The sequence below is a fragment of the Paenibacillus sp. 01T422 genome (assembly GCF_056398785.1).
This window is the reverse complement of record NZ_JBFTQB010000087.1, coordinates 1-11,872: the sequence shown is the minus strand read 5'-3', so window position 1 is coordinate 11,872 and position 11,872 is coordinate 1. Positions and strand designations below refer to the sequence as shown.

General features: G+C 51.7%; 11 protein-coding genes. 6 read left to right on the top strand and 5 right to left on the bottom strand.

Translation table 11 applies throughout. The annotated features are described in order from the left end of the window. Positions 1 to 262, top strand: a 262-nt coding sequence (locus tag AC1DUA_RS07130; RefSeq protein WP_477499067.1) for a hypothetical protein, incomplete at its 5' end; no start/stop codon positions are given. Between the two features lie 79 nt (positions 263 to 341). Here AC1DUA_RS07130 and AC1DUA_RS07125 read toward each other — a convergent pair. From AC1DUA_RS07125 to AC1DUA_RS07115, 3 genes are all read right to left on the bottom strand, one after another. Continuing rightward, the gene (locus AC1DUA_RS07125; protein WP_477499066.1) at positions 342 to 1,172 is read right to left on the bottom strand and encodes an EcsC family protein; all 831 of its coding nucleotides are present in this window, start codon (positions 1,170 to 1,172) and stop codon (positions 342 to 344) included. Positions 1,173 to 1,294: 122 nt separating this feature from the next. Next, a complete protein-coding gene (locus AC1DUA_RS07120) occupies positions 1,295 to 2,956 on the bottom strand; it encodes an ATP-binding cassette domain-containing protein (protein ID WP_477499065.1) in 1,662 nt (553 codons plus the stop codon). Next, on the bottom strand, positions 2,947 to 3,783 hold the full coding sequence (locus AC1DUA_RS07115) for an ATP-binding cassette domain-containing protein (RefSeq protein ID WP_477499064.1): 837 nt from the start codon (positions 3,781 to 3,783) through the stop codon (positions 2,947 to 2,949). The genes AC1DUA_RS07120 and AC1DUA_RS07115 overlap by 10 nt, the downstream gene beginning before the upstream one ends. Before the next feature lie 124 nt (positions 3,784 to 3,907). Between AC1DUA_RS07115 and AC1DUA_RS07110 the strand changes: the two genes are divergently transcribed. The 3 genes from AC1DUA_RS07110 (at position 3,908) to AC1DUA_RS07100 (ending at position 7,540) form a co-directional block, all read left to right on the top strand. Then, entirely contained in the window at positions 3,908 to 4,510 is a 603-nt protein-coding gene (locus AC1DUA_RS07110; RefSeq protein WP_477499063.1) for a biotin transporter BioY, read from the top strand. A 279-nt stretch (positions 4,511 to 4,789) separates the two neighbouring features. Continuing rightward, positions 4,790 to 6,271 (top strand): S-layer homology domain-containing protein, encoded by a 1,482-nt coding sequence (locus AC1DUA_RS07105; protein ID WP_477499062.1) that lies wholly within the window; start codon positions 4,790 to 4,792, stop codon positions 6,269 to 6,271. Between the two features lie 78 nt (positions 6,272 to 6,349). Beyond that, positions 6,350 to 7,540 (top strand): hypothetical protein, encoded by a 1,191-nt coding sequence (locus AC1DUA_RS07100; RefSeq protein WP_477499061.1) that lies wholly within the window; start codon positions 6,350 to 6,352, stop codon positions 7,538 to 7,540. 278 nt (positions 7,541 to 7,818) lie between these two features. Here AC1DUA_RS07100 and AC1DUA_RS07095 read toward each other — a convergent pair whose 3' ends face one another. Continuing rightward, positions 7,819 to 8,520 (bottom strand): response regulator transcription factor, encoded by a 702-nt coding sequence (locus AC1DUA_RS07095; protein WP_477499060.1) that lies wholly within the window; start codon positions 8,518 to 8,520, stop codon positions 7,819 to 7,821. Beyond that, positions 8,489 to 10,738: a sensor histidine kinase gene (locus AC1DUA_RS07090; protein ID WP_477499059.1), complete on the bottom strand. Its 2,250-nt coding sequence runs from the start codon at positions 10,736 to 10,738 to the stop codon at positions 8,489 to 8,491. Before AC1DUA_RS07090 ends, AC1DUA_RS07095 begins: the two co-directional genes overlap by 32 nt. A gap of 247 nt (positions 10,739 to 10,985) precedes the next feature. Here AC1DUA_RS07090 and AC1DUA_RS07085 point away from each other — a divergent pair, with 247 nt between their 5' ends. Then, a complete protein-coding gene (locus AC1DUA_RS07085; RefSeq protein WP_477499058.1) occupies positions 10,986 to 11,396 on the top strand; it encodes a MarR family winged helix-turn-helix transcriptional regulator in 411 nt (136 codons plus the stop codon). A gap of 118 nt (positions 11,397 to 11,514) precedes the next feature. Further along, positions 11,515 to 11,872, top strand: a 358-nt coding sequence (locus tag AC1DUA_RS07080) for an SDR family NAD(P)-dependent oxidoreductase (protein WP_477499057.1), incomplete at its 3' end; no start/stop codon positions are given.

The window sequence follows — 11,872 nt, the reverse complement described above, 5'->3', positions numbered from 1 at the left end:
GCGGGCGGGACGCAGGGCRCGGGCGGGACGCAGGAGCGCGGGCGGGACGCAGGGCACGGGCGGGACGCAGGAGCGCGGGCGGGACGCAGGGCRCGGGCGGGACGCGGCGGGACAGACGAGCAGATCAGACGCGGGAGCAGCAGCCTGGGGCGAAGCCTCGTCTTCTCATTGGACGAATTCCAATGAGACCGCCTTTATGAGGCGGAATTTCCGCGTTTCGTTGGATGAAATCCAACGAAACAGCCAAAATCCACCTACATAATGACCTAATCCACTCTCCCTGCTGGATTTCATCCAATGAGAGCAACATTTTACAGAGCAAAATCGCATTTCCATTGGATTTACTCCAACGGGGCTCCCCTCGTTTCACCTTCTCCTTCTCCTTCTCCTTCTCCTTCTCCTTCTCCTTCACCCTCCAACCTCGCTTTATCCTCTAACCGGCGCAAGCGAAAGCYGTTCATGCCCGCCACGCCTAACTCTTCGAGCAGGCCAAAATTCGCCCAAGCGCCCACAACAGCACCAATGCCGGGGACAAGCTGCAGCATTTTACGGAAATCAATTGTATCCCGATATTCCTGCTGAAGCTGCAGCCAATCCACTTGATCCATATAGGCATCAGCTGTCGGAAAGCCGCTCGCGATCTCGTGCCAATTTTTGATCGTGTCCAGTAGAGCCGGCTTTTTGTTCGGGCTGGAGAACGCGATTTGAAACACATACAAGATGAACAGGCGCTCTCTATAATCCTTCGTGGAGTAGCCGTAGGCGTGCGCAAGCTCGAATAGGAATTTCAACTTGATCCCGATCAGAATCGGAAAGTCCGCGAGTCCAAGCAAAATCCCGCCCGCTCCTGTGCCTGCTCCCTCGGCAGCTGCAATCTTTTTGTAGAGCGACAGTAATTCCTCCGCTTTCGCATCACTTTCGGCCAAAGTAGCACCCACAAGCGGGTCATTCTGAGGGATATAGTTCATCCCAAACAATGTTGTCTGAAACATGCCTCTGACAGTGGCCGTGATCGTTTTGTGCACTTTTTCCGGGATAAGCTTATTGATGTTTGTGGAGACGGATTTCGACGCTTTTTCAATCATGTTTGGTGTCTTCTGTTGACGAATTTCCCAGAGTGTCACTTTGCGCAGCGTCTGCTGTTCATAGATGGTGTAATTAGAAAATTTCATGCTTGTCACCGCCGTCCGAGTTTCTTAGTCAAAGTATAGTATACGGGGCTTGCGCACTCAAGATTCCCCGTACGACCGCGGAGCCAAAAAAGAGCAGCTCCCCAAATGAGCTGCTCTTCCTATTAGTGACGCATAACCATCAGCACGCCAAAAACAACGACACTCCAAACGACGAGCAGCGTATCCTTGGCTTGCCAGCTCAACGTACTTTTCTTCAGCAGTTGCTGTTTGCCGTCGATTTTTTTCATCTCCATCGCTACGGTCATTTGCTCAGCTTTGTGAAACATGGCAAGCAGCAGCGGCACAACCAAAGCCGGGATATCCCGCATCCGTACCATCCCGGGTCTGATCGCCGCCTTGCCTCTGGCCCTCACAATCGCCGAGAAACGCTGCCACTCCCGTAAAATGAGCGGGATGAACCGAAACAAGAGCGAGACTGCCAACGCAAAGGATTCCACTGGCAGCTTCATTTTGCGGAAAAAGGACAACGCCCAATTCAGTCCTTGCACAAGCTGACCATACGGCGTAGACACGGCTAACCAGTATCCGGCCATCAGGATCAGAAATAGGCGTGTGAGCACGAAGGCTGCGCTCCATGCGCGCTCAAGCGCAAAGCCCAGCGGGAATTGCCCAGCCGCCTCCGCCCTCCACTCCAAGCCGGCCAGCACAATCGACATGAACATGAAGATCAAGAACGGCACGGCAATCTTCCAGCTGCCGCGAATCGCGGCACGCGGAAGGCCGAGGCACGAAAGGCTCAGGAGCAGCGCAGAAGCCGCGAGGCCGCTCCACACCTGCAGCTGCATCGTTCCGATGACAAGCAGCAGGTAGAGCAGCCACTTCGCGCGCGGATCACGCGCTAGCCACGCGGCCTGCGGCGGCGCTGGCGCCACGCGCGCGTGTTGCGGCGCTGCTGCTTGTGGCGCCGCCGCTGGGCTTGCGCTGCTGCGTTCACGCAGCGCTTTCAAAATCGCCGGAGCAGCCAGCTCCGGCGCGAGCAAATCCGGCGCGATGGCGATGCCGCGGCGCGCAAGGGCTTGAGCGGCCTCCACGCAGCTCGGGAGGCCAACACCCGCGCGCGTGAGCAGCTCCGGCGCGCGGCACAGCGCTTCCGGCGACCCGTCGAAGAYGAGCTCGCCGTGGTCTAAGACGAGGACACGGTCTGCCAACGGCAGGAACGTGTCCAGGTCATGCGTGGCGATGACATAGCCGCCACGCTCTCGCCCGCGAATGATGCGCAGCAATTCGCGGACGGCCGCCGCCTCGAGGCCGGCGGTTGGCTCATCCATGAGGAGCCAATCCGGCGCCGTGGCGAACGTTGTCGCCAGCGCGAGCCGGCGCTGCTCGCCGCCGCTCAAGCCAAACGGCGACCGCTCCAGGGCGAAGACGCCGTGAGGGTCGAGGTCGGCGCAGGCGGCGCGGATGCGCTGCTCGCGCTCGTCCGCCGTAAGCCGATAAGGGCGTAGCGAATAGGCGAATTCCCCGCGAATGCTGCTGGCGAACAGCTGCTGCTCAGGGAATTGAAAGATTAAACCTAACCGCAGTAGGTGCGCTTGGTCTACCTTTCTTTTATGCCACAAAGGCTGGTCATCAAGGGTTATCACGCCTGAGGCTGGCTCCACAATACCCGCCATCACCTGAAGGAGCGTCGACTTTCCCGAACCTGAATGCCCGATTAAGACCGTAACTGAGCCTTCTGAAAGCTCAAAACAGATATCTTTCAGCAGCTCCTGGTCGGGGTCATCCGGGGCATTTATTTGAATGTTTTGCAGGGCTATAGACATGAATTTACCACCGCCTCGGCCAGCTCATCCATATCCAGGGGAAGCAGACGAAGCTGACAGCCATGCTCCAGCAAGCCAAAAGCTGTCTTCACCACATAGGGCGAGTCGAGCCCTAACTCGGTACAAGGTGATCTCTCTAGCGATTTATCTTCCTTTTCTCCATAAAAGAAAGCTCGTGGTCCTCCATCAAACGTGATCCGTCCGCCGCCAAAACCGATGACGCGCGTTGCATCCGCTACTTCTTCCAGCCTATGCGTAATCCATACAATGGTCGTGCCTCGTTGATGGGCTTCACGTACGGCTTGGCGGACCCCCTGTCTTGCCGCGGGGTCTAACATCGCCGTCGGCTCATCCAACACCAGAATTTCGGGCTGAAGCGCAAGGGCAGCCGCCAAATTAACCAACTGCTTTTGCCCTCCAGATAAGGTGGAAAGCGTTCGTTCGAGCGGCAGCGACAAGCCCACAGCTGACAGGCTGTGAAGATACCACGCTTTGCGTTCTTCTATGGTTAAGTCCTGCTTACCCGGCAGGTAATCAAATTCCTCTTGAATGGTTTCTCCTATGAACTGGGCGTCCGGCAATTGAAGCACGCCTCTAATTTGCCCAGGCTCTTTGCGGATTATTTCTCCGCTTGAAAGTGGACTTAGGCCTAATAGACTGCTGGCCAGAGTGCTTTTCCCGCTGCCATTTGGCCCGATTACGACCATCCATTCACCCTTATAAATATCTAATGAGACATCCGACCATACGCGCCGTCCTTCTTCCGATTGTGTGCGATAGACGACGGAGGCACTCTGCAAAGAGGCCACTATTTCTCGATTTGCCATATATAAAATGTCCTTCCACTTTCATAAAAGATGTGCTATGATCTGAATGATTTATTGTTAACCTTTGTTATAATTTGAAGTTGACAATACATAAACAATAACAGAAACAGGAGCGATGAACAATATGAAACTCACTTTACGCGGCGTTGTTTTCAGTGCCCTTTTTGCTGCAATTCTTGTCTTATTCAGCTTTGCAAGCATTTCACTGCCTTTTACACCTGTACCAATTACTTTACAAACACTAGCGGTCATGCTTACAGGCGGCTTGCTCGGAGCACGTTACGGCTTCTTCAGTATGCTTCTCGTTGTGATCCTGACAGCTGTCGGTTTTCCGCTGCTTCATGGAAATGGCGGTTTAGGCATCGTGCTTGGGCCTACGGGTGGTTTCATCATGATCTGGCCGTTCTCCGCTATGCTAATCGGTATGATCTTGCCGCGTATTCGCGTGAAGGGCGTTATGGGCTACATCGCAGCCTTCCTGGTGCTTGAGATTTTCGGTTCTCTGCTTCTTTATCTTGCCGGCGTTCCGTGGTTGATGTACAAAGTGCCGACTTATACATTTGAAAAAGCAATGGCTGCCGCCTGTTACCCCTTCCTTATAGGGGATGCGATCAAAGCTGCGGTTGCTGTGCTTATCATTGTGCCGGTTCGGCAAGTGTTTTCTCCTGAACGGCTTACAGGGTCCTCTTCGCACAGCGTTGTGCAACGTACGGATGTTAAAATTTGATGTGGTCTCTTCGCTTTCTCGAAATCGTTAAATTTCAGCCTAGCTGCTCATTCCGTTGAGCAGTCGGGCTTTTTTTATGCTCGCAGGGTTGGTTGCCATGCGATTTTTACGTTTTTGTAATGTGCAGGTCTGATTTTTTATTCGATTGTAATGCCCTGGCGTGTAAGCTTGATCTTGTAAGCAGGCAAGACACAAGCAGTAAGCAGCACGATGCAGCAGATGACGCAAGGCCACTATGTAAAACTAGCAACCCCATTATATCGAATAGGAGTGTTATAGATGAAAAACAACAAAAAAGTAATTGCCRCTTTAACCATTACAGCAACTGTAGGTTTGTCCGCCATTTTACCTTTCAATGCCATGGCCGCGAACCCTTTCGCTGATGCCTCAAGCTCTTCCAAGGTACAAGCAGCTATTGAACAATTGGCTCAACAACAAGTGGTTTCCGGATATGCGGATCATAGCTTCCTTCCTAATCAGGCTGTAACTCGCGCCGAGATTGCCAAGATGGCCGTACTCGCACTACACGTCAACGTGGACACAGCGGCAACGACTACATTTAGCGATGTAGCAAAAGGAGATTGGTTCTACTCTTACGCGGCAGCCCTTGAATCTGTAGGAGCTATCTCCGCTACTAACGGTCAATTCCAAAGCAGCCTTACAATTTCTTCCGAGCAGCTGGCAGGCATTATTGCGAAAGTGTTAAAAGTGGATGCAGCCGCGGTACAGCAATTGCCAAGTTACGCTTCTTTAACTAGCAGCCAAGTGACGCGCGGTGAAGCCGCTCTTCTCATTTTCGAAGCGCAGCAATTAGCACCTATCCATGTGACAAAGTTGGAAGTTTTGAACGCAATTACCTTGCAAGTCRCCTTCTCAGCACCGATTCCTACGGCAGAATTAGAACTTGAACCCGCGTCGAAAAACTTTGTTTTTGACAATGGACTGGCTATTAGCAACGTTCCACGCTTAAAAACAGGTTCCACATCCACTTACATTGTTCCAGTTCCAACACAGAAAGCCGGAACGACCTACACACTAACTTATAAAGGTGAGCTTGCCGGCACTTTTACAGCGAGCACAGAGAAAATTGCTTTGGCTTCCACGCAGCAAGTCGCTAATGATGTTTTTGAAGTTGAGTCCCATTTGACTGATGGCGTAGCAGACTACGGTTATGTCATTGCTGCCTATGCCAAAGCCCGTCCAGGCGCTTTTATTGTGGATGAGAAGAACCAATACAATGGCATGACGTATCAAATTCTTTCTTCGATGCGTAACCGTGAGGTCCAAATCACTCCTGAGGGCGGCACACCGATGACTGCCAAATACCTACTATTCACGCAAGCAACCGATGGTCGTCAAGCTCCGAAATTCCTTCTGCCTAACGGCGAAACGTTGAAGCAAGGTGTGACTTACACGGTTTCTGCGGACTGGGCTACTTTGAAAAACGCTACATTCACTGCGAAAGACATCGCTCCAGTGACGATTCAATCCGCTTCCGCCGTGGATGCGAAGACAATTAATGTGACCCTTTCCCAGGATCCGAAGGATGAAATCTTCGTTTCACGCCGTGTTACTTTGACAGGCACAGACGGTACTGTTCTGACAGCAGAATACACGCTGACTACGCGTAAAGGTGCTGTAGGTACTTTCACGCTGCTTAATAACGGCCAGCTTGTGCCAGGTATGACGTATACGGTCGCTCCAGAAGGCAAGTGGGCTACGGCCTCGGCTGCGGGAGTAAATCTGACTGTAGCGAAATAAATTTATGAACTATGGAGAGGAGTGCCTTGAATGAGGTGCTCCTTTTGTTCTGCCATCCATTCCAATGAGGTGATTATTATGCTTTTCAAAAATCGTGCGTTATTCGCTATGCTGGCGCTAGTTCTTATCATGGTCGGCTGCAGCTCGCAGCCTGTACCTTCTGTCTCCGTTACTACTCCGAGTACCGATCTAGGGAAGCCTGCACCTACGCCTGTGGCAGTGCCGACTGCAAGTGCAATTGTAGCGACAACACCAACAGCTATGCCTGCGGCAGGTACGACATCAACCCTGCTTGTAACTCACTCTAAAAGTGATTATATATCTTTTCTTGATCCAGCTACGGGACAATTCGAAAAGCTGACGGTTGGCAAGGCGCCTTTTGCCATTGCCGTAGGTCTAGGTCCTAATCATTACGCCTATATATCTACCGCGGAAGGTGTCGCTGTCGTGGATACTGAGCAGCACAAACGTATCGCGTTAGTACCTTATAAAGCTGCTGACGTTATCGGCAAGCCGCAATATGGTGAATACCGTCCCGGCGGGATGGGAATTGCCGTATCTCCTGACGGCAAATTCGTCTATGTCGGCGTGTATTTAGCCGGTCGTGGCGGAGGCGTGAAGAGCCAATTGGAGATCATGGACGCGGAGAAACTCGCCATGACAGGCAGTGTCGCTGTAGGCGATCGACCTTTCGATGTGGTGACTAGCCTCGACGGTAGAGAGGTCTACAGCATCGATCACGACTCCTACTCCGTGACGGCTGTCGATCCTATGCAGCTCAAGGCTCGCAGCCTTGAAGTGGCTCCCTTCGGCAAAGGCGGCTTCGAGAAGCCGCACTACGCGGCGGTTCGTGCCGATGGCCGGCTGCTCTTGCCCTATCAGGGGCGTGGCCTAGTCGTGCTCGACCCAGCTAGCGGCAAGTACGAGACGAAGCCGCTGACGGGCAACACGCATCAAGAGGGAGTAGCCCTGACCGCTGATGGCAAGCAGCTGCTCATCGTCGGCATTGGCGCTGCGGGAAGTGCAACCGGCAAGCCTAACTTGACTGTGCTCGACGTCGAAACGTATGCCGAGAAGATTATCCCGCTGGAGCGGATGCACCAGATGGTCGCCGTGAGCGCGGATGGACGCTACGCTTACCTCACTGGCGGTGTCACTTATGCGGATACGGGCTGGAACGGGATGACCATCGTGGATCTGGCCTCTGGCGCTGTCCGCGACTTCGAGATGCCGGATTATCCGCTGGATGTGCAGCTGCTTACGGAATGACGTGGATTTATTGGATCGGAGTTGTACGCTGAGATACATTATTACGGATGCTGAGTGTGCCTATTGGTGCGTTTCTTCTCTTGTAGACTAGCTAATCTTTCGGGTGAGACGGCCTGATTGGCGCTCTCAGCCACACCCAGCTATTTTTCACGCGGTGAGACAGCCTTTTAGCGCTCTCGGTCGACTCTTGCAGGAGCTAACTTGTGCGGGGCCAAGCTACTCCCAAACCAAAAATCCCCCTTGTCTGATGTAAATCAGACAAGGGGGATTTTTCACGCTCACTCCTGCTTCGCCATGTAACCTACCCCCGGGTAGGTTACAATTAGCTCCGCAGCAGCGCCTTCTGCTGCGCTTTTGATCTTCTGGCGGATGCGAGCGATGGTAACCCGCAAATACTCGACCTCATCGCGGTACTCGCTTCCCCAAATCTCGCTGAGCAGCTGCTCATGGGTCATGACTTTCCCGGCATGCTGCAAAAGCAGCGCAAATAAGTTGTACTCGGTCTCCGTGAACTTGACCTCGGTGTCGCCCAGCCAGATGCGACGCTGGGCGAGGTTCGCGGTCACAGGGCCGAGCGTGATCTCGCTCGTCGTGACCGGCGGTGCCATGCGGCCATCCATGCGCCGCAGCACTGCATTCACTCGGGCGAATAGCTCATCCAAGGAGAATGGCTTCGTCAAATAATCGTCCGCTCCGAGGTTGAGCCCCTGCACTTTGTCCGCTCCATTGCTGCGTGCAGTCAGCATAATGACCGGGACGCTGGAGTAGGAGCGCAGTCTTTTTAACACATCGAATCCGTCCATCCCCGGCATCATCAAATCAAGCAATATTAAATCCGGATCGAACTCTTCGGCTTTCTCCAGCGCCTCTGCCCCGCTTTGGCAGGTTAAGGTTTCAAAATCCAACGATTTGAGATTCGCCGCGACGAAACGCACAATTTTCGGTTCGTCATCGACGATCATGATTTTCTTCTTGTTCATGTTCGTTCTCCTCCCCTAGAAACCTCGGTATGGAGAGAGTAAATGTGCTTCCCTCACCAAGCTTGCTGGCCACATGAACCTCTCCGCGATGGGCATGCATGATGCCTTTGCAGATCGCCAGTCCCAGCCCTGTCCCTCCGGATTGACTTCTCGAGGAAACATCCACCCGGTAAAACCGATCAAATAATTTGTCCACGTGCTCCTCAGCAATGCCGATACCATTGTCCTGCACGTCTACATATACAAAATGATCATCCGCTTGAGCTGTAATTCGGATAATCGGATGCTGCGTATTGTACCGAACGGCATTCGTGAACAAGTTCACGAGCACCTGCTCCATCCGCAGTTTATCCGCATAGATTAGCGGTGTATCCTCCGCTACTTGCACATCAAATTGCGTATGCATGTCATTCGCCTGCTGCGGAAGTCTTCGCATCGCGCTGTCGACGACGGCTTCGACACGAAGTGGCTGCGGGTTGATCCGCATGGCACCTGAGTCGATTTTGGAAATATCGAGCCAATCGTCAATCAGATCTTGAATACGCCCAATATCCTCGTGGATTCCTTGGAGCAGCTCCTGCTTGAAGCTTTCTTCCCACTGTGCATCGACTCGAAGCAGCGTTTCTACGCTGCCACGAATGCTGGTGATAGGCGTTTTGAACTCATGGGAGGCAAGTGAGATCAGATCATTTTTCAAAGCATCAATTTCATGCTCCTTCGTCATATCCCGCCACACATAACCACGGCCAAAAACCCGCCCTTCTCGCGCCACCTGARAAGCCGATACCATCATAAAACGCTCTTTGCCCTGACTGCTTTTCACCGTAAAAGTACCCTGTACCCTCGGTCCCGCTGTCAATTTCTCCAGTTCATCGGGGCGTTCAGGCAACAACAGCGCAATATGGTCGAACAACGCAGATTCCTGCATAATCGCCAGCTCAGACATCGGAATAGCGAATATTTCAGCCATTCGATGATTGGCATACACCACTTGATGTTCCATATCGATCAATACGACGGCATCGGACATACTCTCCAGCACCGCATTTAAAGTCGCATGCTCGTCCTGCAGCCGCTGAGTCCTCTCCTCCACACGATCCTCCAGCTCACTGTTGAGCTGAATCAGCGCGCCCTGATTCTCTTTGATCTGCTCCGCCATTTTGAAGAAATCGTCCGCCAGCAACTGCAGTTCCAGTGGCGCCCCTTTCGGAACGACCTTGCTGCCCGGCTCTACGAAAGTTCCTCCTGCCAGACGTTGGGTGTAGCCAACCAAAGCATGAATGGTGCCATTCAACCTTTTCGCCAATAGACTGCCCAGCAGTACCGTCAAAATAAGCGTAACCACCAACAGCAAAATCGTAATGCTCAGCGATTCGGTAAAAGCGGCATTAACCGCTGCTTTGGATTTGCTCACCCAAACGATCCAATCGATATCAGGGATGGTTTTGTAAGTAATCAGTTCTTTTTGCTTGGAGTTGCTTAGTTCGTAAGTTCCTTCGCCTTGCTTCTGAACCCGTGCGTCTGCAACGACTGGCTCCTGGGATAAATCCGCCAGCTTTTCAGTCAACGCTCCATTGGGATGATAGATGGGCTTGCCCGCATGATCTAGTACAACTGGGTAAGCTTCTTTGCCGTAATCGTATTTCGTCACAAGCTCCTTGATCGGCGTAAGCTCCAGCACAGCGAGCACGAAGCCATCAGGCTGTTTATTCCCTTTATAAATGGGTACTGCAATGGCAACAGCCGGTTGATTCAGCCCCTCCGGTCCAAGGAAAAGTGACGAGATGATGGTGTTTTGAGCGGTTTGCACCCGCTTCGTGTAGTCCCGATCCTTCACATCAGTACCTATCAGCGAATCATTGGCTGTGGAATGCGTAGCCTTAATGAGGCTATTAGAATCAACCACATAAATGCCTGTGAAGCCAGCCAAATTCTGCTGCAGCGATTGCAGCTTCAACGTCAAGCTCTCGCGCGTCCGAAAGGCCGCATCCGAGGCTGAAATTGTGGCTGCCAGGGTTTCAACCGCATTGCGATGGTAGTACATATAGTCCTGAACGGCGTCCCCAAGCCGGTAGGTGGTTAGCTGCTGATTCCGAATGGACTCCTGCGTAATATGCGTAATTTGAGAAACCTGAAAGGTGCCAAGAATCAGGATCGGAATCATCGCCATGATGGCAAACGTTACCGTCAAATGTGATCGCATGGAATAATGCTTCAAAAGCGTTCCCCCGCCCTTCATTGATCCCTCTATTTTATCATTAGAAAAAATGTAATGAAAATGAAATGTGTTTTTCATCTACTTTTAATGAACTAGGCCTATAATAAGTCTCAACCCCCCTTTAAAATATATAAATTTAGACCCGCGGCCCGTTGCTGTGGGTCTCTTTTTTACCCTTCAGCAGCTTGGATCCCGGGTTCGACCTTGCTATAATGTATAGATACTAAACAAAAAGGGCGGCTAATCCATGGACAAAGATCTCCTCATCACGTACAAATTTCGCGAAATCAAGAATGCCCTCTCTTCCTATTTGACGCAAGTGCTTCCCTCTTTTCACGTTTCACCGATCATGATGTATGCGTTAGAATTTCTGCGCAAGCATCCAGACTGTATCGCCGTTGATATTGCGAATGAATTCGGCCTTACTCGCGGAGCGATTACACAGCTGCTGGATAAATTAGAAGAGCAGGAGCTTGTGATTCGCAAGCCTCATCCTACCAGCCGCAGAAGCCTAATGCTGCAAGTCACGGACAAAGGAAATAAGCTTATAAACGACATCTTAGAGGCGTATAATAACAAAATTGAACAGCTCTTCACGCCGTATACGGAAGATGAGCTTGCGCAGCTCAAACAGCTTTTGGAGAAGCTGCCGCTATAGCACGAAGATCCCGACCTTACCCACGTTGGGATTTTTTAATGACTTGACTACTCTGTTCAATTAATATGCTGTATAGTTATTAAACAGTTTATAACATTAACATTTGGAGTGATTAAATATGAGCAAAAGCAAGATTATCGCAATTACCGGCGCATCCTCTGGGATTGGGTTAGCGACAGCCCTGAAATTTGCAGAATTAGGCTGGACTGTTTATGCGGGAACGCGAAATGTAGAACGTGATCAGGAGCAGCATGGGCACCATGCGAATCTTCATTTTATGGAGATGGAGGTAACAAGTCCTGAGTCGCTGGAACAAGCTTTTGCTGTAATCGACAATAATCACGGATACTTGGACGTTCTGTTCTGTAATGCTGGTTTTGGTTATTTAAGAGCATTAGGGCAAGCGGCGATCGAAGATATTCATCGCGTTTTTGATACAAATGTATATGGGGTTATGCATACGATCCGTGCTGGAT